This is a genomic window from Neobacillus sp. PVCKKU3 (genome assembly GCF_058323225.1).
On record NZ_JBLVQN010000017.1, the window covers coordinates 1 to 21,490 of the forward strand.

Sequence of the window (21,490 nt, forward strand, 5' to 3'; positions counted from 1 at the left end):
GCATAAAATAAAGGGGGAAATGTATGAATACATATGTAGAAAGAAAGAAGGCAAATCATAAAAGGTTAACGGCAAGAAATATTGTGAAAAGGGGATTATTTATTACGGTTGGTGCCATCATTATGGCTTATGGGTTAGAGGCTGTGTTAATTCCAAACAATATGATTGACGGTGGAGTAACGGGCTTATCCATGATATTGAGCCATGTGACATCCTTTAACCTTAGTATTTTCTTGGTTATTCTAAACCTGCCGTTCTTTTTCTTAGGCTATAAACAAATTGGGAAAACCTTTGCGATTAGCATGTTATATGGGATTATAGCTCTATCTGTGGCGACTTCTTTCCTGCATCATGTAAAACCAATCGTAAATAATGAATTGCTGGCTGTTGTTTTCGGAGGCTTAATATTAGGTTTAGGAGTAGGTTTAACCATCAGAAATGGCGGAGTGTTAGATGGTACAGAAACGTTGGCTATTCTAGTTGAAAAGAGGGTACCATTTACTGTGGGCGAAATTATCATGTTTGTAAACGTGATTATCTTCTCGGTTGCAGCTTTTGTATTCTCTATCGAAAATGCACTATTTTCAATGCTTACATACTATATTGCATTCCGGACCATTGACGTTGTGGTTAAGGGATTGGATGATATGAAATCCGTGTATATCATAAGTGACAATACCGATGAGATAGCAGATGCTATCACTGAGCGGCTAGGCCGGGGAGTGACATATCTGCACGGAGAGGGCTCCTATAGCGGCGAGGACAAACGCATTATTCTATGCGTCTTCACAAGGCTGGAAGAAACAAAAATGAAAGACATCATTAGAGAAATAGATCCCCAAGCCTTCATCATAGCAACAGACGTTTCCGCAGTCCACGGCGGCCGCTTTAAGAAAAAGGACATTCACTAATGGGTGAGGCATGGGGACGGTTCTTATGCATCATATCGGGCGCTTTTTTTAGAACTGAACTATACATAATCATGCACCATACGGAACCCTGAGCCAGGGCCGAAATGAGACAAGAGAACCGTCCCCATGCATCAAACTAGAACCACCCATGCATCAAACCACGTATGCTTTATGAAGATAACGTTCTATAAATTCTGCTAATCCATCTTTTTCGTGGTGTCCAGTCACGAAATCAGCTGCTGCTTTAACCTCTTCGCTAGCGTTCCCCATTGCCACACCCGTACCGATATGACGAAGCATCTCAATATCATTGGGTCCATCTCCAATGGCTACGGCTTCTTTTGGGCTAATTCGATAAGCGCGAAGTAAGCTTTTTATGGCAGACCATTTGGAAACATTAGGAGCAAGCAGTTCAAATCCATTATTCCAATCGATGACTTCTGCTTCCTTTTTAAACAAAGCAGAAAATTTAGGGCTTGGTGCACCTGTTAGAACACTATATTTCAGTACATCCTGATAATTTGCCTGTCTTAAATCCCCAATATACCGCGGCGGAATTTGCCCAACTTTTGTCCAATAATCAATTTCTTCATTAGTTTCCTTACAATAAAGCCCATTTGCTGTATGAACAATAACATTAAAAGGATTTTCGGCGGTTAGCTGGTGAAATCGTGCTTCGTCCACTCGAACGGTTTGCATTTGTATAGCTTTTCCAGTCTGTCCATCGTGGATAGCGGCACCATTCAAACAGATCATTGGAGTTCCTAATCCAATTTCTTTATGGTAGGGAGCAGTTACTTCATAGTGCCGGCCAGTAGCTAGAAACACCTTGACACCCTGATTCATAAGCCTATAAATGGCCTCCATATTTCGTTGGGAAATGTTGTTTGAGGCTTTTAGCAGTGTACCATCCATATCGATAAATATCGCACGCACATTCATTTATTCTGCCCCCTCATTCGTTGGTAAACCAATCATAACATCTGAAAATTAAAGTCTTGTAAACTGAGTGTATAGATTAAATGAAGTTTATTTGGAAGCAAGGGAAGTTCTATGCAAGATCAAATAGCATTTCATTACGGGTGCTTTCCTTAATAATCTTTATGTTTTTTTCTTAAAATCCGGTGATCTGCTGGGCGAGCAAAGTTAACTTTTTTGACGAACGGGGTGAAAGTTTAAGTTCGGAGCTGTCAATTTGACAGCTTTTTCTGATTGAGCAAACGAAAGAAGATTGGAATCATTCCAAAAATAAGCTAAAAAGTTTAGAAATGCAATCAAACTATTGCATTTCTTCTTGTGATATCCTTGGTTATAGTCAAGGAGGGAAAGAGATGAAACAATATATAGGTGATGGAATGCTGCTCATTACAGCGATAATTTGGGGCAGCGGATTTGTTGTAACCGATATTGCACTAAAATATTTTACTGCTTATCAGGTGATGGCAGGTAGATTTGTTTTAGCTACAATTTTACTTACAGTGCTATTTGGCTGCAAATTTAAAAAATTCACAAAAGCTGTCGTGAGGAAAGGTGCTATTCTAGGAACCTTTTTATATCTGGGATTTGCTCTACAAACGGTTGGTTTGCAATATACGACACCATCTAAAAATGCATTTTTGACTGCCGTCAATGTTGTCATTGTGCCGATCATTGCTTACCTCATTTATAAGCGAAGAATTGATCGATTTGAAATGCTCGGTTCAATCATAGCTATAGTAGGCATTGGCCTTTTATCCATACAAAGCTCTATGATAATCAATATAGGCGACGCCTTATCCCTTGGGTGTGCAGTAGCCTTTGCTTTTAATATTTTTTACACCAATCTTTTTGTCCAAAAGGAAGATACCATTTCACTGACGATAGTACAATTCATCACAGCATCTCTGTTAAGTGTAGTCTCGGTGTTCATCCAGGGTGATATACCTGCGACGATTGAGGGAGAAGGAATGTATTCGATTTTGTACCTAGCGGTGTTTTCAACAACGATTGCCTATCTTACTCAAAATAGGGCACTTCAATTTACAACCGCTACAAAGGCATCCATTATTTTATCAACAGAATCATTTTTCGGAATGGTGTTGTCTGTTTTATTTTTACATGAAGTATTGACCGGTCGTATGATTATGGGGGCTATGCTCATTATGATGGCCATTTTAATTGCTGAAATAAAGCCATCTTTTAAAAAACACACTGTAAAAAGAAGCGCGTGAGTGAAGTAATTTGTTTTACTGCTAACACGGGCCAGGTCAGGCACCGCGAAATGATGCATGAGAACCGTCCCCCTGCATCACTCTTCTAAAATTTCCAAAAATGTCCATCCCTTTTACTATGAATCTCTATTCTGTCTTTAAGAAATGGTCTAAAGGACAAATCTAGCAAAAAATCAGGCGGGAATGTCCTGAAGATGGAGTAAAAACGAGCAGGATTTCATTGCCTCTACCGAGAATACAACTGTTGCAAAGGCTGTTTATCTTGGAGGGATTGAAATGGACAAAATACAATTTTGGAATTTAATAGAGCAATCAAAGATGTATGAAGAAGAGCAGGTACCATGGCTGACAGAAGTATTAAGTAAGAAAGAAGAGAGCGAAATAATAGATTATGAGTTTAGTTTCCGAAGCTACATGAATGAAAGTTATCAATCACGTCTTTGGGGAGCGGCCTATCTCATCATGGGGGGGTGCTCAGACGATTCCTTCGATTATTTTCGTGGCTGGCTTATTTCGCAGGGGCGTGATGTGTATGAGCAAACACTAAAGAATCCCGAGTTCTTGGCTGATTATATCTCCGATGAAAATTTGGGAGAAGAAGGCGTTCCTGAAAATGAGGATTTTCTGAATATTGGATTTGATGCCTACACCTTGAAAAAGGACGGGGATCTCGAGGACTGGGACGGGGATTTGTATGACGAAATGTTAGACTTGATGACCGAAAGAGGACTAGACCACAACAGTGACATTGAATTTGATTGGGAAGATGAGGATGATTTAATGGAGATGTTCCCGCTATTATGGGAACGTTTCGGAGAAAATCCATTAGGTTAAGTAGATGAAACGAAAAGACTTTTCGTTTTGGCTGGAGGCTGGTCTATCTCATCTGCTCTTTGAAAGATAAAAGAGGGAACATTTCAAATTTCAAAGGGATTCAAAAATCGTAAACCGTCTTTTTTTAGAGACGGTTTTTATTGTAAAATAATATAGTGGTTATTATTGTTATTTTTATAAAATAGTAAAAATAAAAAATATTCAATATTCTATAGAATATTGTATTGACAAACTATAGTCCAAAAAATAATAATGTATTTAAGAATTATCTGAAAACGGATACATGCAGAGAGGTGAAGCAGTTGAGCCAGGGGTACTTGGATCTTTCGAAAGTAGAATCAGTGGAAAGGCAGCCATTAAATGTCAGGATTTATGAGAATTTAAAGGCGGCCATCATAAATGGGGACCTGCAAGCGGGCAGCAGGTTAACCGAAACAGAAGTGGCGAAACAAATGAAGGTAAGCCCGACTCCAGTCCGTGAAGCCTTCCGCCGTTTGGCTGCAGAAGGCTTGGTGAAAATTGTCCCTTGGAAAGGGGTCGTCATCCAGAGTTTCTCCGATGAGGAAGTGAAGGAATCCTATCAATGCCGGGAAGCGTTGGAGGTACTGGCGATACGATTGGCGGTCGAGAATATGGATGAAGAGGGGATTGAAAGGGTGCGGGTATTGCTCGAACAATCCTTCGAGGCAGAAAATGAAACCGAAATTGTCCGGTTAAATTCCGAAATCCACTCGGTCATCATTGAGTACGCACGAAATGCGAAATTAAAGATGCTCTTAGGTTTGGTCAGTGACGTGATTTATCATGACCGCAATATTTCTGCTTATAATTCAAGCCGAAGAGAAAAGATCAATGCCGAGCATTTGGAAATCTTTCATGCTCTGAAAGAGAAGAATGCGGACAAAGCGGAACAAGCGATGAGAGTTCATATTCAGAATGGACTCGAATATATCAATCAAGAAAACTTGTCAAAAAAGAAGGGGACCAAGTCTCCAGAATAAGGGGAAATCGTGAGAAGTACCAACCTCTCACTTTTTATTAAATATAGATTCTATAGAATATATTTTTTAAGTACAAATTCTATAGAATATAGAAAAGTGGAAAATTTTATCAATCCAACCAGAACAAAGGGGGAGAAGAATCAGATGAAAACGATTTTGATGAGCAAGGGAGCCCGAACAATTGTAGAGGTGTGCGCGGGTGTCCAGCCAAATGAACAAGTATTGATTGTGACAGAACCAAAAATGCTGAATATTGCCAAGAGCATTTCCGCAGCCGTTGTCGCTGCAGGGGCAGAGCCGACAATGGCCATGATGCCGCCGCGGAACTCAGATGGGCAGGAGCCGCCGGCACCAATTGCCGCTGCCATGGAGGCGAGTGATGTGTTTATCAGTGCGGTCTATACTTCGATTACGCACACCAGTGCTGTCCGCAATGCTGTGGATGCAGGCTCAAGAGGGATTATGCTGACCCAGTTTCATGATGAAATGTTGATTGAAGGCGGGGTTCATGCTGATTTTAAAGCCGTTGAACCGATTTGCCGGGCAGTAGCCAACGCCCTTGAAGGAGCAAATGAAATCAGGCTTACCACTCCACATGGGACAGACTTGACACTTTCAGCGACGGGAAGACGCTCAAACGCCATGCCATGTATGGTCAAGCCAGGTGAATTTGCACCAGTGCCAACGGTCGAAGCGAATGTGTCACCAATCGAAGGATCCGCTCAGGGCGTGATTGTAGCAGATGCCAGCATTCCTTACATAGGGATTGGATTGCTCGACCAACCGGTGACAGTAAAAGTGGAAGATGGAATGATTGTTTCCATTTCAGGCGGAAAACAGGCCGACATGCTGGCTGAAAATCTTGCTTCAAAAAATGATCCGAATGTTTATAACATCGCAGAAATCGGCGTTGGGCTCAATCCTAACTGTAAATTCATTGGCTCGATGCTTGAAGATGAAGGGGTATTCGGTTCCGTGCATATCGGGATTGGTACCAATATTACGTTAGGGGGAAATGTAAAAGCGGCCTGCCATTATGATTTGATTATGACAAAACCTACCGTGATTGCAGACGGAAAAGTAATTTTACAAAATGGGGAAGTTCTTGTTTAGAAAGTCAGAATCTTTCGAATGACCTGACTCTTGGAAGCGTTCACTCCAAAAAAGGCAATGTTATTTTTGTTAGGGATGAGTTTTTTCAAAAAAGAACTTAAAAGGGGAAATTTACGATGAAAAGAATGTTTAGTGCAGTTATTCTTTTAATGGTCATGATGCTGGCAGCCTGTGGTGTTCCAAACCCTTCTTCTAAAGAAACAAGCAAAGAAAGCGGTTCGAAAGCGGAGCCTCAAACAGAGACGAAAGAAATTACGATTGCAGCCAATGGCGGAAAAATTGAGAAGTTAATCCGTGATGATTTGGCGCCAAAGTTTAAAGAAAAGTATGGTATTACGATTAATTTTGTAGCCGGTTCTTCGAATGAAATTTTAACAAAAGTCCAGCTGCAAAAGGATAACCCGCAAATCGATATCGCCATGTATGATTCCCCTGTAGCGGTTCGTGCTGAGGAAGAGGGCTTGACTGAGGCCATCGCGAAGGAAAGTATTAAAGGCTTAGACAGCATTGATGAACGTTATTTAATTGATGAACATAGTGTTCCTGTCCTAGGCTACTCGGTTGCGGTTGGCTATAACACGGATATTTTTAAAGAAAAAGGCTGGAAGGCAATCAGTTCCTGGAATGACCTAATCAGCTCTGATTATAAAGGGATGACAGCTTTCCCTGATGTCTCCAGCAATTCAGGATTTACGATGTTTTTGAGCTTGGCTAAAGCAAATGGCGGCGGCATTGACAATATGCAGCCTGGAATGGATAAAGGTAAGGAATTAGCTGCCTATTCCGATACGTTCTATAAAAACTCAACACAGATTCAACCGGCTATGCAGCAGGGCGCGGCCGTGACGGTACAAGCCAGCTATACAATAGCAGGCTTACATGATGCTGGTGTTCCGGTCAAAATGGTGATCCCGAAAGAAGGAGCTCCATTGCAAGCGATTGTCGCAACAGTCGTAAAGAATTCTAAGAATAAAAAGGCCGCTGAAGATTTCATCAATTTCATGGTAACAGAAGATTCCCAGAAGAAAATCGCAGAAATTGCCTTCTATCCGGTCGTGAAAAATGTAAAACTACCTGAAAACTACGATTCTATTATCGGCTTTAAAGAAAATGACCCTGTATATAAACCAGATTTCGCCGGCATCGCAAAAATTCAACCGGAATGGACAGAAAAGTGGACGAAGGAAGTTACTCCTGAGCTTGGGAAAAAGGTGAAGAAGTAATTAGCATCAACGAACATTGGAGGGATTGAAGATGACTACAAGTGATGTGACGATTCGCGGTGTCAGTAAAAGATTTGGAACAAATGCCGTTTTGCAAAATATTGACTTGGATATCAAGCAAGGTGAGCTTCTTACCTTGCTTGGTCCCTCCGGCTGCGGGAAAACCACGACACTAAATGCCATTGCCGGGTTCCTCGACCCGGACGAGGGAGAACTATTTATAAAAGGAAAAAAGATGAATGGCGTCCCTCCCTATAAACGGGACCTTGGGATGGTGTTTCAAACGTATTCTTTGTTTCCGCACATGACCGTGGAGGAAAATCTTGTGTTTGGTCTCAAGCTGCGGAAGTTAAAAAAGGATGAAATGGAAGGCAGAATTAAACGAGCACTAGAATTGGTCAAATTGACAGGCTTAGAAAAGCGGTATCCACGGGAGTTATCAGGCGGACAGCGGCAGCGGGTGGCGATTGCCCGTGCGTTGGTTGTGGAGCCAGAGTTACTGCTGTTGGATGAGCCGCTCAGTAACCTAGATGCCAAACTGCGCCACGAGCTTCGGGCGGAAATTAAGCGTTTGCAAAAAGAGGTCGGCGTCACCACCATTTTTGTAACGCATGACCAGGATGAGGCCCTATCCATGTCAGACCGGATTGTTGTCATGAACCAGGGGAAGATTGAGCAAATCGGCACCCCAACCGAAATCTATCAAAATCCACAATCTGAATTTGTCTTCCAGTTTATCGGAAAGTCCAATCGGTTTGAGGGCTTAGTGATAGATGCTGATGCTGAGCATACCACTGTGGAAATTGGCGAAGGATGGGTCATCAAAACGAAAAAAGAGAATGTCATCGGCAAGGACCGGACATTCCGTGTTCATGATGCTGTTAATCTGTATATTCGGCCGGAATTAATTTCGATAAAGTCAGATGACCAGGGGCTTGCGGCGGTCGATTCAGAACTTGTCCAGCAAAGGGCCGTCATCAAGCAAATGAATTATCTCGGTTCACAATGGGAAATTGAGGTATCCGTTAAGGGGCAGCACCATGTGCAAATTATCGGACCAACGATTGAGAATTCCTGGTCGGTAGGGACGGAGGTGTTGGTGGAATGGAAAACCTCGGATATTCGCCTGACCAAAAGATGAGCACCGGCCTGCCACTGGCACCAAAAAGAAAAGTAAACGTCTTACGAAAATACATGGCAGCCATGCTGCTTCTTGCACCACTGCTCTTATTTATTCTTGCTTTTTTTGTCGTCCCGATGATTTATGTGTTTTATTTAAGTTTCATTGAAGTGGAAGGGCTTGATGTTTCAAATGCTAGTTACAGCATCGGCAACTATCTGACGTTTTTTACAGACCCCTATTTTTTAAGATCGCTTTGGATGACGATTAAGGTGAGCGTCTATGCGGTTATCATCGCTCTTATCCTTGGCTACCCTATTGCATTGACAATGGCGAAAAGCTCGGCCCGGGTGAGGGGCTACCTGACACTGCTTGTGGCATCGCCATTATTGATTAGCGTGGTGGTCCGCAACTTTGGCTGGTACTTGCTACTTGTGCCAAACGGGGTTATTGATCAATTTTTAATGGGGATTGGAATTACAGATTCGCCTTTAAAGCTTCTGTTTTCCGTACCAGGGGTCGTTATTGGATTGGCGAATTCGTTCCTGCCATTTATGGTTCTGTCGATCGCCACAAGCCTGTACAATATTGACCCATCTTTAGAAAAGGCGAGTAGTATTTTAGGCGCAAGTCCGTTAAAAACCTTTTTCACGGTTACGCTGCCGCTGAGTCTCCCGGGTGTTGTGGCCGGGATTGTTCTTGTTTTTAGTATGTCGATGAGCTCATATGTAACGCCAGCGTTAATGGGGGGTGCGAATGTGCCGGTTCTTCCAATCGTGATTTATGAGCAAATCAATACGTTATTCCGGTGGACGTTCGGTTCGGCGATCTCTTATATCTTGCTCGGGGTTACGTTAATTTCTGTTACGATTTTTTCAAGGATTTTTGAAAGAAAGTTCAAGGAGGTGTTCCGATAATGAAGGGTGTAAGGATTACCGTGACCGTGATAGGTTTGATTTTTCTGCTGATCCCTCTCATCGTGACTATTGGGGCATCGTTTACCACAGCAGGCTACCCGACGTTCCCGCCTAAGGGCTTTTCCCTGCAGTGGTATGAAAAAATATTGGACCGTCCTGAATACATGGATGCCTTTTTCAATAGTGTGAAGTTTGCCTTCCTGGCCGCGTTCTTTTCGGTCCTGCTCGGTACTATTGCAGGCCTGGCATTGGCCAAATATGATGTGCCGGGTAAAACTTTTATCGTATCGCTGTTGACATCGCCCTTAACCATCCCGCATTTGGTGCTGGGAGCAGCCTTGTTGATTTATTTCACGCCGATGCTGCTGGCGGGTAAGCCGACCGGCTTCCTGATTGCCCATATTGTCATTTGTGTGCCCTATGCGATACGGTTTGTGTTAACTGGGTTGAGCGGTTTTGATTATACGCTGGAGAGGGCGGGGGCGGTGCTTGGCGCTAATCCGTTTGTGGTATTTTGGAAGATTACGCTGCCGATTATCCGTCCTGCGATTTTGTCCGGTGCGATGTTTGCCTTCCTGATTTCGTTTGACAACGTCACCGTCTCGCTGTTCATGGTATCAACCGATATGAGAACCCTGCCGCTTGAACTGTTCTTCCATATGCAGGATTCCTATGATCCAATGGTCGCCTCCGTATCAAGTATCGTTATCTTCATATCCGTGATATTTATAGTGATATTTGAAAAAATCTATGGAGTCGGCAAACTATTTGGCGGGTCGCATTAATAAATTTTTAGCAGAACCCTAGGCTGAGCCTAGGGTTATTTTTGTGCGGAGCAGGGGCGATGCATGGGGGCGTTCGTGACTACTGAATAACACAACCTACCTCGGTTTTATAAAGACAAAAAAGAGCGGCTGAGTCGTGGTTGAAAAGTCTTTAATCCCCCATCATAAGGTCAATGAAGACCAAAACCACCCAAGCCAAGGAGAAAAATGGTCTTCATAAGGTCAATGAAGACCAAAACGACCCTGGCCAGGGAGGAAAATGGCCTTCATAAGGTCAATGAAGACCAAAACGACCCTGGCCAGGGAGGAAAATGGTCTTCATAAGGTCTATGAAGACCAAAACGACTTGTCCAGGAGGCAAAATTTCCTTTCATCCGCCTTCTTAGGAAGTTTCTTCAATAGTCTCGGACGGTTCTTATGCATCATTTCTGGGATTTCGGAAATTTGCGCTGAATCATCCATCAAATCCGATCCCTGAACCGCCACCACAAGAATGAGGCACGAGAACCGTCCCCATGTCTCAAGCTTTTTAACGAAAATAGGCTATTCTTAACTGGACAATAAGATTATCGTTAAGTAGACTATTAAATAAACTATTTGGAGTCTGCTGGAAGTTTGCTAGAAAACTAAGGTGATTTTTTTCTGACTCCTAATCTATTAAATATACACAGAATAAAGATTGATCTGACAATTACATAGGAGCCCTTTGGGCAGCCATGATTCGTATGAACAAAGGAAAATTGGATGAATGAGGAGGAAAAAATATGTTTAACTTTGAACCAAGCTTGGACCAATTTGCTAGGATTAAAGTCATCGGTATCGGCGGCGGAGGGAACAATGCTGTGAACCGGATGATTGAGGATGGCGTTGGCGGTGTAGAATTTATTGCTGTCAATACGGATGCACAAGCACTTCACCAATCAAGAGCAGAGATTACGATGCAAATTGGATCATCTTTGACACGAGGCTTAGGAGCGGGGGCCAATCCGGAAATCGGCAAAAGAGCCGTGGAAGAAAGCAGGCAGCAGATTGAAGAAGTGCTGGAAGGCGCAGACATGGTTTTCGTTACAGCCGGAATGGGCGGCGGGACAGGCACAGGGGCAGCGCCTGAAATTGCGAAGATTGCTCGAAAAATCGGTGCCCTGACTGTTGGAGTTGTCACCCGTCCTTTCAAGTTTGAAGGACACAAGCGCTCAGTAAATGCTATGAATGGCATTAACGCCATGAGAAACGCGGTGGACACGTTAATTATTATTCCAAATGACCGCTTGTTGGAAATCGTTGATAAAAAAACACCGATGATCGAAGCTTTCCGTGAAGCGGATAACGTCCTAAGGCAGGGGGTTCAGGGTATTTCCGACCTGATTGCTGTCCCTGGCTTAATCAACCTCGATTTTGCCGACGTGAAAACGGTCATGTCCCATAAAGGCACGGCCCTCATGGGAATTGGTGTAGCAAAAGGGGATAATCGCGCTGCAGAAGCTGCCAAGAAGGCCTTAAATAGTCCGCTCTTGGAAACGTCTATCAATGGTGCACAAGGTGTGATCATGAACATTACCGGAGGAGCCAATTTAAGCCTTTTTGAAGTTCAAGAGGCAGCCGATTTAGTTGCTTCTGCTTCTCATGAGGAATTAAATATGATTTTTGGATCGGTTATTAACGAAAGCCTGAAGGATGAAATAATCGTAACGGTCATTGCGACAGGATTCGATGAGCAAGCGCCTGAAGTTCAACAGCCTGCCCCTCAGCCAACAAGGACCTTTCAGCGAGAAGAAAGATTCGGGCGCACTCCAATAAAACGCGAGGAGCCGGTTTACGAACAACAACAACAACCAGAACAACAACCAGAACCAGAACGATACTATGAACAGCCAGAAGAAGAATCTCTGGATATTCCATCGTTCCTGCGCAGACGGAGAAATCGATAAATAGAGGATAAACAGGGGGACAGTTCTAGCGGCCGCAAAGGCCAACAGAACCGTCCCCCTGTTTTTTGGTTTTTGATTTCATAATAATTTATATCTAATTAGTTTATTATCCGAATTAATGTAATTTATGGAAAACACCCGCTTTTTCCTTATGTTTATCCTTATGAAAACACTATCATTTCCATAAGATACGCAAGTTTCTGAAATATTAAAATAATATACTAGACGAATATAAAAAATTGTTTTAATATACTAATAGTTAATAAATTTCTAACTATCATTTCCCGATACTAATATTCGGTTAATAATGTCAGAAAAATCAAAAAAAGAGAAAAACAACAGAGGGGGAACCTAGAGATGAAAAAGAAATTTAGTAAGGTATTTATGGTATCAGCATTAGCTGCTGGAATCCTTGCCGGCTGTGGGACAGGAAACCAAAGCGCCAGCGGTGGCGGAGGCAATTCAGATGTCTTCAAGCTTGGCGTAAACATGGAGCTTTCCGGTAACGTTGCATCATACGGTGAATCCATGGCAAAAGGTGTTGAAATGGCCGTAGCTGAAATTAACAAAGCTGGCGGTGTTGAGGGCAAGAAAATCGAAGTGATTAAAAATGACAATAAATCAGAAGCGGCTGAAGCAACAAACGGAATTATTAAGCTGACAAGCCAAGATAAAGTAAATGCGGTAATCGGTGCAGCAACAAGCGGAAATACAGTGGCCCAAGCACAAATTGCCAATGATACGAAAACCGTTCTAATCGCACCAGGCGGAACCAGCCCAACTGTTACTGTAGATGAAAAAGGAAAAGTAAGAGAATTCGTTTTCCGTACATCTTTTATTGATCCATTCCAAGGCACAGTTGCTGCGAACTTTGCCTCCAATAATTTAAAAGTAAAAGATGCAGCCATTTTCTCAGATAGCTCAAGTGACTATGCAAAAGGATTATCCGATGCTTTCAAGAAAACATTTGAAAAAGCTGGCGGCAAAATCGTTGCAGAAGAGTCTTATGTAAGTAAGGATACTGACTTCCGTGCCACATTAACTCGTATTAAGGCGAAAAATCCATCCTTTATTTTTATCCCTGGATATTATGAAGAAGTTGGCTTAATTGTTAAGCAAGCACGCGAGCTTGGCATCACGGCTCCTTTAATGGGTGCTGACGGATGGGATTCACCAAAGTTAGTTGATTTAGCAGGTGCTGAAGCATTAAATAACACTTACTTAATCAACCACTATTCAACTGAAGATCCTGATCAAAAGGTTCAAGACTTTGTTAAAGCATTCAAAGACAAGAACAATGGCGATGCGCCTAACGCTTTCAATGCCCTTGGTTATGACACTGTTTATTTCTTAGCAGACGCCATTAAACGTGCAGGCAGCACAGACTCTGTCAAGATTCAAAAGGAATTAGCAAAAACGAAAGATTTATCACTTGTAACTGGAGTATTATCGATTGATAAAAATCATCACCCAATTAAATCTGCAACAGTGCTAGAATACAAAGACGGTAAACAAGTATTTAACTCGAAAATTAATCCTTAATATTTAAACCAGTAAAATGGAAGGATTATCCTTCCATTTTACTTTTGTAAAAAAAGGCTATGCTAAAAATAATTGTTAGTTTGTGAACTATTGATAAATAGAACAGACAAGTTTAACACAGCCTTAGAAAAAAGGAGCAAAAAAGTATGGATTGGTTACAACAGCTGATAAATGGAATTTCACTCGGCAGCATCTATGCCTTAATCGCATTAGGATACACCATGGTGTATGGGATCATTAAATTAATTAACTTTGCACATGGCGATGTATTTATGGTAGGTGCCTTTATTGGATTCTATGCGATTAAGGGATGGGGATTAGGCTTCTTGCCTGCACTCATCATTTCGATGGCTTTCTGTGCGGTATTTGGCGTATTAATTGAACGGATTGCCTATAAACGGCTTCGGAATGCTACGAGAATCGCTGCCTTGATTACAGCGATAGGAATGTCTTTGTTAATTGAATACGGAATGATCTATATCCGCGGCGCTCAGCCGGAAGCGTATCCTGCTGACGTATTGCCAAATAAGGCCATCAACTTCTTGGGTGTCCATATTAACAGCCAGTCTTTATTTATCCTATTAACATCGATTATTTTGATGATTATTTTACAATTTATTGTTCAACGTACGAAAATGGGGAAAGCGATGCGTGCTGTCTCCCTTGATATGGACGCCGCCCGTTTAATGGGAATAAGCGTTGACAAGACAATTTCCTTCACGTTTGCCATTGGGTCGGCATTAGCAGGAGCAGCAGGGGTCGTGTTTGGGGTTTATTATACAAAAATTGAACCGCTGATGGGTGTCATTCCTGGGTTAAAAGCGTTCGTTGCCGCCGTATTAGGGGGCATCGGCAGTATCCCGGGAGCGATGGTTGGCGGGATCTTCCTCGGTGTCATTGAATCGATTGTCAGTGCAGCAGGATTTTCTTTATGGAGAGATGCAGCCGCCTTTGTCATTTTGATTCTCATCCTTATTTTCAGACCATCCGGCATCTTTGGGAAAAATACAAGAGAGAAAGTATAGGTGAAAAATAATGAAGAAATCAAAATCATTTTGGGCATTTCTGATTCTAGCGGCGGTTGTCTACGTAGTCGTCCAATTTTTCATCGGCTCAGGACTCATAAATATTTATTATAGTAATTTGTTGATTACCATTGCCATTAATATTATTTTGGCAGTCAGTCTCCATCTGGTCATTGGCATCACCGGTCAGTTCTCCATCGGCCATGCTGGTTTCCTGGCAGTCGGCGCCTATGTTTCGGCGATTGCCACGATGAAATTAGAGCTGCCATTTATTCTCGCCGTTGTCATTGGCGGGGTGATTGCCGCTTTGTCCGGTCTGATTGTCGGCATTCCGACCCTAAGATTGCGCGGTGACTATTTGGCAATTGCCACGCTTGGTTTTGCAGAAATCATTCGAATTGCCTTATTTAATATTGATTATGTAGGCGGGGCCGCTGGTATGCAGGTGTCGCATCTGACGACTTGGACCGTCACATTTGTCTGTCTGGTCATAACGATTTTGGTGATCACGAACTTTACGAATTCCAGGCACGGCCGGGCGTGTATTTCGATTCGCGAAAATGAAATTGCTGCTGATGCGATGGGAATTAACACTACGTTTTATAAAGTACTTGCTTTTGCAATTGGCTCGTTTTTTGCGGGAATTGCCGGCGGGCTCTATTCCCATAATTTCTATATCATCCAGCCGGGAAATTTCGGTTTCTTAAAATCATTTGATATCCTCATCTTCGTTGTCTTAGGCGGCCTTGGCAGCCTTACCGGGTCCGTGATTTCGGCCATTTTATTAACCGTTATATCAGCATTCTTGGCACAATATCCGGAGACACGGATGATTATCTATAGCTTAGTTTTGGTTATCGTGATGCTTTATCGTCCACAAGGATTGATGGGCACGCGTGAAATTACAGATTTATTCAAGTGGAAACCTGCGAAAGGAGGCAATTAGCATGGCACTTCTGGAAGTAAAAAATGCCGGCATTCAGTTCGGCGGCTTAAAGGCTGTTTCCGGCTTTAATATGGTACTAAATCAAGGAGAACTGGCCGGCCTGATTGGACCGAACGGTGCTGGAAAAACGACAAGCTTTAACTTGTTAACTGGCGTCTACGTTCCCACTGAGGGCGAGATTTTGTTTAACGGAAAGCGGCTGAACGGACTGCCTCCCTACAAGGTGACGCAAAGCGGAATCAGCCGAACTTTCCAAAATATTCGCCTGTTTAGTGAATTATCCGTGTTAGACAATGTAAAGGTTGCCTATCATTCGTTAGCGAAAAACTCCATTATCAGCTCTATTTTTCGTCTGCCTTCCCATTTTTCTGAGGAAAAAAAGATGGAAGAAAAAGCGCTTGAGTTTTTAAAAATTTTTAACTTAGAAAGATTTAAAGATGAAAAGGCGAAAAATTTACCTTACGGGCAGCAGCGGAGATTGGAAATCGCCCGGGCGTTAGCGGCCGGTCCAAAACTGCTGCTGTTGGATGAACCTGCCGCGGGGATGAACCCGCAGGAGACCCACGAATTAATGGAACTGATTGCCTTTATTCGTAAACAGTTTGACCTGACGATTTTATTAATTGAACATGACATGCAGCTTGTCATGGGAATTTGTGAACGGATTTATGTCCTCGACCATGGCCAACTGATTGCCGAAGGTACACCAGAAGTTATCCGGAGTCATCCGAAGGTCATCGAGGCTTACTTGGGAGAGGAGGTTTCTAACGATCATGCTTAAGGTCAATGATATTAATGTATTTTATGGAAACATTCAGGCGCTCAAAGGCATTTCATTAGAAGTGAAGGAAGGGGAAATTGTCACCTTAATTGGGGCTAACGGAGCAGGAAAAAGTACGCTTCTGAAAACCTTATCCGGACTACTTAAGCCAAAATCAGGGACGATTGAATATTTAGGAGGAAAGATTTCCGGATTGGCCCCGCAAGCGATTGTGAAGGCCGGAATTTCCCAAGTACCAGAAGGACGCCGTGTTTTCTCCAATATGTCAGTAGAGGAAAATTTGGAGCTTGGCGCCTTCACGAGAAAGGACGCCAGCGGAATTCGCAAGGATATGGAAAAAGTCTACGAACTGTTCCCAAGGCTGCTGGAACGCCGCAAGCAGTTATCCGGAACACTTTCCGGCGGGGAACAGCAAATGCTGGCAATGGGACGAGCCATCATGGCCAAGCCAAAGCTGCTGTTGCTGGACGAGCCTTCAATGGGCTTGGCTCCGCTGATCGTGAAACAAATTTTTAACATTATCGAACAGATCAATAAGGAAGGAACGACGGTCCTGCTCGTTGAACAAAACGCCAACATGGCCTTATCCGTCGCCGATCGGGCCTACGTCATCGAAACCGGCCGCATCCTTATCTCAGGCACCGCCGCAGAACTCCAAGCAAGCGAAGAAATCAAAAAAGCCTACCTTGGCGGGCATTAGTGATTCATAGGGACGGTTCTCATGCATCAGTTGCATGAGAACCGTCCCTATGTTTTATGTTAAAATATTTTTTAACTAAAAATTAATACTGCTTTTTGGTCATTAACGGGTATTATTAAAAGGTAGCATTTAATTAGGAGGAAATATTTTTATGAGTGAGCACGTAATAGCGTTTATAATGGGAATCGTAGAAGGGTTAACAGAATATCTTCCCGTTTCATCAACAGGACATCTCATCTTAGCCGGTCATCTATTAGGATTCGAGGGAGATCGGGCGAAAACATTTGAAGTTGTCATTCAATTAGGGTCGATCCTAGCGATTGTCGTGTTATATTGGAGAAGGTTTTTTTCACTGTTAGACTTTAAGAGTTTAAATATAAAGGACAACAATAGAACGAAACTGAATCTTCTTCACGTATTTTTAGGAGTACTGCCAGCCGTGATTGTAGGCTTCGTTCTCCACGATTTTATAAAAAATGTACTGTTTTCTACAACAGTGGTTTTGGTAGCTTTAGTAGTCGGTGCCTTTTTATTAATTTATGCTGACAAAAAGAACACAACGGTTACGGCCCACACCATTGATCAATTATCTTATAAGCAAGCCCTATATATTGGTTTGTTTCAATGCTTAGCCGTTTGGCCAGGATTTTCAAGAGCCGGCTCTACCATTTCCGGAGGATTACTAGTGGGTGCAAGCCAAAAAACAGCTGCCGAATTTTCCTTCATTCTGGCATTGCCTATTATGGTAGGAGCAACAGGATTAGACTTATTGAAAAATATGGACGCCATCACGTCAGGAGACATCACGACCTTTGTCATCGGCTTTGTAACAGCCTTTGTAGTCGCATTGCTATCCTGCATCGCATTCCTAAAACTGCTCGACAAAGTAAGGCTATCAACATTCGCCTACTACCGCATCATCCTTGCAATCGTCTTTGCGTTTATCATCCTATAAAGTGAATCATAGGGACGGTTCTCATGCATCAGATGCATGAAGAACCGTCCCCATGTGTCTTTTGTTCTATTTATTAACTTCAGAAGCACTAGACTTCCTTAAAGAACTTGCGGAGCTTTTTTTTGAAAAAATGATAGGTTTCCAAACAGCATTATTTTAAATATAGAAAAAGCGGATGCCTTCTGCTATACGGTCGAGTGTCCGTCTGCGTAGGGCTATCCGCCTTATTTGTTAACGATTATTTTCAATAAAGTTCACGACATCTCCGACAGTTTGAAGCGTCGGCGCCACTTTATCACTAATTTCAATCGCAAATTCATCCTCAATTTCCATCGTCAGATCCACCATATCAAGCGAATCAGCTTCAAAGTCATCCTTGAATGATGCATCAAGTCTGACCTCCTCCATTTTAACCCCCAGTTGATCTGCAATAATCGGCTTTAACTTTTCAAATGTGGTCATTGCGGCATCTCCTTCCTCACGTTTCATACCCACCATTATAACAACCTAATTCGGAACGTAAAACATAAAAGTATTTCCAATATTCGGCGAACATTTCACCAAATAGAAGTCGTTTCTACTCTCAGTTAGGGCACTAAACAGTTCGGAGCAAGCTGCATTTATAAGGGGGCATCTCATCAGAAGATTTGTTGTGAGTATAGCCCCTTTGTAGAGGAATTTTGACTCATCGATTATAAATCCCGCTTAGGTTAAAAGAACCCATTATTGTTAAAACCGACAAAAAATTTAATGATGATGTCGAATGCTGTCAGTGGAAGTGATAAAACTCTGCTTTTGAAAGGGGGTGAAAGAATGTACTTTCGGCATTTTATTTTAATGGGTGTTATTTTAGGGGCGGCCGCTTTCTTGCCAAATAATGCATTGGCAAACGGAGCAGCCGGCCAACCGGAACAGCAAAACGCAGCAGCACAAACTCGCGTTTCAGCGAATGCTGAAAATCCAATAGTTTCTGAAAAAGAAGTGCCAGTTCCAACTGAAAATGTACATAAAAGTCAAGGTGAAGTGGTTCAAAAACCGGCGACGAATCCTAGTACACAAAAATCCATACCAATCAAACCTGTTTCAGCGTCACCAAACAAGACGAATAGGCCAGCGCCTCCCTTAGATAAGGGTTTGAATGCAAGTAAATCTGCTGAACAGACTGCAAAGGTGAAGGACATAGGACAACCAGGGCCACCAAAGCCAAATGTCGACACGAACCAAGTTCAGGAGGTCCCTGAGTCAACGCACTCAAACCAATCAGCTCCTGAAGCCGAAATGGACAGCCATCCTTCAGGTGTGAATGCTAAGTCAGAAACCATTAAGGAAGAAAGTGATTCCTCAGTATCAATAAAGACTAGCATTTCGCAGGAACCACATATAGTTGAAGAAAGCAAGGCTCCATCTAACGATAGGAAGATTCCTTTTGAGGTCATGAATATCCTTCCGCAGCTTACGCAATCCCCTGGAGGGCAGTCTGATGTTCAGTTCAGTCCTGGGACAGGTGCGGTAGGTTTTATAGCAAATTGGTCAGACTGGGATGAACATTTATCGCTGACCCTTGGCCTGAACTACACTTCTCGCCAAGCTAAGTACAGTCACCAATGGATTAATGCTCCACCTTCACCACCACCAGAAACCGCTCCTTTTTTTAAAACGTTAACTGCTAATTTAGCCACGCGTAACGAAAAATAAAGGAGCAAAATTGAAAAATGAAACATTATCTTAAAACATATAAACTCGTAAAATCCTTCGTAGTAACTGGAGTATTGTCGTTTGGACTTATGTCAGGAGGCCAATTTACTGCAGCGGCAGGACTCGATAAAGCAAAAGTGGAGCCTGTTAAAGCTGTTCAAGCAGTTGGCTCCCAAAATGGACATGCCAATGAAAAAAAGGTTGAAACCCCTATAGTTCCTGCTGAGACGGAGATAGCTGTTCAGCCAGCAGAAGAAGTCGAAGCTGATGCTCAGCCAATAGAGGAAGTCAAAACTGAAGTAGAACATAAAGAAGAAGGAAGCATCGGAAAATCACAGGCAAGCATACATGCCAGTGAAACGGCAAAAATGCATGCTTCGGAAAACTCAGCAATCTATCAAACTACTTCTGATAGTCAATTAGAAGAATCGACTACAACTGCTGAAACTGCGGGATATCTATTCGGATCGGATTCCGCTTCATCAGCGAATCCTGCAGGGGAAGATTTTTATATTGGGAAGTTAGGTTATGGGAGCACAGTGCAATTTGATGCAAACACGGGCGGTGCCATTTATTTCAGCAGTGCAAGAGCACAGAGTGCCAGCTATGTGTACGGTTATTGGTTTTTATCCGGTATGCAAACAGCGCCAGCAGGAATCTCCGCAAGCGATTGGGGTGCGCAGCAGGCAAAATTAGCTCTAGATAGCTACGAAGCTATGAAGAGTGTATATGGCTCAAAGGTTAGACCCGTTATTTTTATTGATGTAGAATCGGCTTATACCGGTTTAAGTGACTATGACTATGCCAATAATCATGAGATTTATAACGCATTCGTCAATTATTTAAATCAATATGGACAAGGTGTAAAACCAGGAACCTATTCATCTCCAGGCAACTGGGACCGTACCATGGGGGATTTTTCGCCAAATACTCCGGGTGCTTATTGGGTTGCCTATTACCCAGGTGACATCCCATCCGATTTGACAACCAGCAATTCATACTGGGTCAACTTCCCAGGAACAACCGAAAAGGCCGAAATCTGGCAGTACTATGGCGGCTATGATGACTATAATGTAGCTTGGAAATTGCCATAACGAAATATTCGGTTTCTATTTTCCATAGTAACCAAATAAAGAGTCTGTCCCAAAAGTATAACTTTTAGGGGCAGTCTTTTTTTGTGAGATGGCAATGTTCCTCTTTTTTTAAAAAGTACCTAAAGCATCGAGCATAAACAACAACTCCCAATTTAATGTTCGCTCCTTCTAACACCTTCTGGATTTCCACAAAGGTAATAGGGGGTTCCTTTGCGGAAGCCCCTCCAATTAGTGTTCTTTTTTCTTCTTTGAAAGAAGATTAAAGTCATTATTATTCTTCTGAATAAGACGGTTGGGTTTGCATCTGGGACTGCACTTGACTTATCAATGTTTGAATTTGTGCAACTTCACTTGATGCTTGTTTCAATGCTTCTAAGCAAAGAGTGGTGTTAGCAGCTGATTGTTCAATGGCTGAAGTGATCATATCTTTTACAATAGAAGAAGCAGCCTCTGCTTGTTTCAATTTATTAGTGTCGACTTGATTTGTCATTTGTATTTCCTCCTTTTATTTGTTTACAACACAAAATATAGAATGCTTCTAAAAAAATTATTTAATCCTTGTCCAAAACAAAATTAAATTACATATTTTAAAGTAAACATTATAAGAGCATTGTTTAGGGGCAGTTTAGTTGAATAGTGATTATAAGGAAAAAAATGGTGAAATAATTTCATAAAGGAGTGATGAAAATATAACTTTCCATTGTGAAAAT

At 42.4% G+C, this 21,490-nt stretch carries 21 protein-coding genes; 18 read left to right on the forward strand and 3 right to left on the reverse strand.

Features of this window, described 5'->3' with window-relative positions:
• The first annotated feature begins 23 nt into the window (after positions 1-23).
• On the forward strand, positions 24-911 hold the full coding sequence (locus ACNQGS_RS12945; protein WP_491487662.1) for a YitT family protein: 888 nt from the start codon (positions 24-26) through the stop codon (positions 909-911).
• A gap of 153 nt (positions 912-1,064) precedes the next feature.
• Here the strand turns inward: ACNQGS_RS12945 and ACNQGS_RS12950 are convergent, their stop codons facing one another.
• A complete protein-coding gene (locus ACNQGS_RS12950; RefSeq protein WP_491487663.1) occupies positions 1,065-1,853 on the reverse strand; it encodes an HAD family hydrolase in 789 nt (262 codons plus the stop codon).
• A gap of 389 nt (positions 1,854-2,242) precedes the next feature.
• Here ACNQGS_RS12950 and ACNQGS_RS12955 point away from each other — a divergent pair, with 389 nt between their 5' ends.
• The 15 genes from ACNQGS_RS12955 (at position 2,243) to bacA (ending at position 17,991) form a co-directional block, all read left to right on the forward strand.
• On the forward strand, positions 2,243-3,121 hold the full coding sequence (locus ACNQGS_RS12955) for a DMT family transporter (protein ID WP_491487664.1): 879 nt from the start codon (positions 2,243-2,245) through the stop codon (positions 3,119-3,121).
• Positions 3,122-3,397: 276 nt separating this feature from the next.
• Positions 3,398-3,955 (forward strand): DUF4240 domain-containing protein, encoded by a 558-nt coding sequence (locus tag ACNQGS_RS12960; RefSeq protein ID WP_491487665.1) that lies wholly within the window; start codon positions 3,398-3,400, stop codon positions 3,953-3,955.
• 293 nt (positions 3,956-4,248) lie between these two features.
• Positions 4,249-4,956, forward strand: a complete 708-nt coding sequence (locus ACNQGS_RS12965) for a GntR family transcriptional regulator (protein ID WP_491487666.1) — start codon at positions 4,249-4,251, stop codon at positions 4,954-4,956.
• A gap of 144 nt (positions 4,957-5,100) precedes the next feature.
• Positions 5,101-6,069, forward strand: a complete 969-nt coding sequence (locus ACNQGS_RS12970) for an aminopeptidase (RefSeq protein ID WP_491487667.1) — start codon at positions 5,101-5,103, stop codon at positions 6,067-6,069.
• A gap of 116 nt (positions 6,070-6,185) precedes the next feature.
• Positions 6,186-7,292 (forward strand): extracellular solute-binding protein, encoded by a 1,107-nt coding sequence (locus tag ACNQGS_RS12975; RefSeq protein ID WP_491487668.1) that lies wholly within the window; start codon positions 6,186-6,188, stop codon positions 7,290-7,292.
• A gap of 31 nt (positions 7,293-7,323) precedes the next feature.
• Positions 7,324-8,433 (forward strand): ABC transporter ATP-binding protein, encoded by a 1,110-nt coding sequence (locus tag ACNQGS_RS12980; protein WP_491487669.1) that lies wholly within the window; start codon positions 7,324-7,326, stop codon positions 8,431-8,433.
• Positions 8,397-9,329, forward strand: coding sequence for an ABC transporter permease (locus ACNQGS_RS12985; protein ID WP_491487670.1), 933 nt, complete (start codon positions 8,397-8,399; stop codon positions 9,327-9,329). The genes ACNQGS_RS12980 and ACNQGS_RS12985 overlap by 37 nt, the downstream gene beginning before the upstream one ends.
• Entirely contained in the window at positions 9,329-10,114 is a 786-nt protein-coding gene (locus ACNQGS_RS12990; RefSeq protein WP_491487671.1) for an ABC transporter permease, read from the forward strand. The genes ACNQGS_RS12985 and ACNQGS_RS12990 overlap by 1 nt, the downstream gene beginning before the upstream one ends.
• A gap of 764 nt (positions 10,115-10,878) precedes the next feature.
• Positions 10,879-12,042 carry a cell division protein FtsZ gene (ftsZ, locus tag ACNQGS_RS12995; protein ID WP_491487672.1) on the forward strand — a complete coding sequence of 388 codons (1,164 nt, stop codon included), beginning with the start codon at positions 10,879-10,881 and terminating at the stop codon, positions 12,040-12,042.
• A 357-nt stretch (positions 12,043-12,399) separates the two neighbouring features.
• A complete protein-coding gene (locus ACNQGS_RS13000; protein ID WP_491487673.1) occupies positions 12,400-13,584 on the forward strand; it encodes an ABC transporter substrate-binding protein in 1,185 nt (394 codons plus the stop codon).
• 146 nt (positions 13,585-13,730) lie between these two features.
• A complete protein-coding gene (locus tag ACNQGS_RS13005; protein ID WP_491487674.1) occupies positions 13,731-14,609 on the forward strand; it encodes a branched-chain amino acid ABC transporter permease in 879 nt (292 codons plus the stop codon).
• A 10-nt stretch (positions 14,610-14,619) separates the two neighbouring features.
• Positions 14,620-15,555 carry a branched-chain amino acid ABC transporter permease gene (locus ACNQGS_RS13010; RefSeq protein ID WP_491487675.1) on the forward strand — a complete coding sequence of 312 codons (936 nt, stop codon included), beginning with the start codon at positions 14,620-14,622 and terminating at the stop codon, positions 15,553-15,555.
• A gap of 1 nt (position 15,556) precedes the next feature.
• Positions 15,557-16,336 (forward strand): ABC transporter ATP-binding protein, encoded by a 780-nt coding sequence (locus ACNQGS_RS13015; protein ID WP_491487676.1) that lies wholly within the window; start codon positions 15,557-15,559, stop codon positions 16,334-16,336.
• Positions 16,329-17,036: an ABC transporter ATP-binding protein gene (locus tag ACNQGS_RS13020; RefSeq protein ID WP_491487677.1), complete on the forward strand. Its 708-nt coding sequence runs from the start codon at positions 16,329-16,331 to the stop codon at positions 17,034-17,036. The genes ACNQGS_RS13015 and ACNQGS_RS13020 overlap by 8 nt, the downstream gene beginning before the upstream one ends.
• 151 nt (positions 17,037-17,187) lie before the next feature.
• Entirely contained in the window at positions 17,188-17,991 is an 804-nt protein-coding gene (bacA, locus tag ACNQGS_RS13025) for an undecaprenyl-diphosphate phosphatase (protein ID WP_491487678.1), read from the forward strand.
• 231 nt (positions 17,992-18,222) lie between these two features.
• On the opposite strand, the gene acpP is transcribed toward bacA, so the two are convergent.
• Complete coding sequence (gene acpP, locus ACNQGS_RS13030; RefSeq protein WP_491487679.1) at positions 18,223-18,453, reverse strand: acyl carrier protein; 231 nt, start codon at positions 18,451-18,453, stop codon at positions 18,223-18,225.
• A 351-nt stretch (positions 18,454-18,804) separates the two neighbouring features.
• Here acpP and ACNQGS_RS13035 point away from each other — a divergent pair, with 351 nt between their 5' ends.
• Positions 18,805-19,686: a hypothetical protein gene (locus ACNQGS_RS13035; RefSeq protein WP_491487680.1), complete on the forward strand. Its 882-nt coding sequence runs from the start codon at positions 18,805-18,807 to the stop codon at positions 19,684-19,686.
• Positions 19,687-19,703: 17 nt separating this feature from the next.
• On the forward strand, positions 19,704-20,780 hold the full coding sequence (locus tag ACNQGS_RS13040) for a glycoside hydrolase family 25 domain-containing protein (RefSeq protein WP_491487681.1): 1,077 nt from the start codon (positions 19,704-19,706) through the stop codon (positions 20,778-20,780).
• 271 nt (positions 20,781-21,051) lie between these two features.
• On the opposite strand, the gene ACNQGS_RS13045 is transcribed toward ACNQGS_RS13040, so the two are convergent.
• Positions 21,052-21,270 (reverse strand): hypothetical protein, encoded by a 219-nt coding sequence (locus ACNQGS_RS13045; RefSeq protein ID WP_213146297.1) that lies wholly within the window; start codon positions 21,268-21,270, stop codon positions 21,052-21,054.
• Between the last annotated feature and the right edge of the window lie 220 nt (positions 21,271-21,490).

Bases quoted from the DNA above. Each gene is read 5' to 3' on its own strand.
- ACNQGS_RS12945 (WP_491487662.1), top strand. From the start codon at position 24: ATGAATACATATGTAGAAAGAAAGAAGGCAAATCATAAAAGGTTAACG.
- ACNQGS_RS12950 (WP_491487663.1), bottom strand. From the start codon at position 1,853: ATGAATGTGCGTGCGATATTTATCGATATGGATGGTACACTGCTAAAA.
- ACNQGS_RS12955 (WP_491487664.1), top strand. From the start codon at position 2,243: ATGAAACAATATATAGGTGATGGAATGCTGCTCATTACAGCGATAATT.
- ACNQGS_RS12960 (WP_491487665.1), top strand. From the start codon at position 3,398: ATGGACAAAATACAATTTTGGAATTTAATAGAGCAATCAAAGATGTAT.
- ACNQGS_RS12970 (WP_491487667.1), top strand. From the start codon at position 5,101: ATGAAAACGATTTTGATGAGCAAGGGAGCCCGAACAATTGTAGAGGTG.
- ACNQGS_RS12975 (WP_491487668.1), top strand. From the start codon at position 6,186: ATGAAAAGAATGTTTAGTGCAGTTATTCTTTTAATGGTCATGATGCTG.
- ACNQGS_RS12980 (WP_491487669.1), top strand. From the start codon at position 7,324: ATGACTACAAGTGATGTGACGATTCGCGGTGTCAGTAAAAGATTTGGA.
- ACNQGS_RS12985 (WP_491487670.1), top strand. From the start codon at position 8,397: ATGGAAAACCTCGGATATTCGCCTGACCAAAAGATGAGCACCGGCCTG.
- ACNQGS_RS12990 (WP_491487671.1), top strand. From the start codon at position 9,329: ATGAAGGGTGTAAGGATTACCGTGACCGTGATAGGTTTGATTTTTCTG.
- ftsZ (WP_491487672.1), top strand. From the start codon at position 10,879: ATGTTTAACTTTGAACCAAGCTTGGACCAATTTGCTAGGATTAAAGTC.
- ACNQGS_RS13000 (WP_491487673.1), top strand. From the start codon at position 12,400: ATGAAAAAGAAATTTAGTAAGGTATTTATGGTATCAGCATTAGCTGCT.
- ACNQGS_RS13005 (WP_491487674.1), top strand. From the start codon at position 13,731: ATGGATTGGTTACAACAGCTGATAAATGGAATTTCACTCGGCAGCATC.
- ACNQGS_RS13010 (WP_491487675.1), top strand. From the start codon at position 14,620: ATGAAGAAATCAAAATCATTTTGGGCATTTCTGATTCTAGCGGCGGTT.
- ACNQGS_RS13015 (WP_491487676.1), top strand. From the start codon at position 15,557: ATGGCACTTCTGGAAGTAAAAAATGCCGGCATTCAGTTCGGCGGCTTA.
- ACNQGS_RS13020 (WP_491487677.1), top strand. From the start codon at position 16,329: ATGCTTAAGGTCAATGATATTAATGTATTTTATGGAAACATTCAGGCG.
- bacA (WP_491487678.1), top strand. From the start codon at position 17,188: ATGAGTGAGCACGTAATAGCGTTTATAATGGGAATCGTAGAAGGGTTA.
- acpP (WP_491487679.1), bottom strand. From the start codon at position 18,453: ATGACCACATTTGAAAAGTTAAAGCCGATTATTGCAGATCAACTGGGG.
- ACNQGS_RS13035 (WP_491487680.1), top strand. From the start codon at position 18,805: ATGTACTTTCGGCATTTTATTTTAATGGGTGTTATTTTAGGGGCGGCC.
- ACNQGS_RS13040 (WP_491487681.1), top strand. From the start codon at position 19,704: ATGAAACATTATCTTAAAACATATAAACTCGTAAAATCCTTCGTAGTA.
- ACNQGS_RS13045 (WP_213146297.1), bottom strand. From the start codon at position 21,270: ATGACAAATCAAGTCGACACTAATAAATTGAAACAAGCAGAGGCTGCT.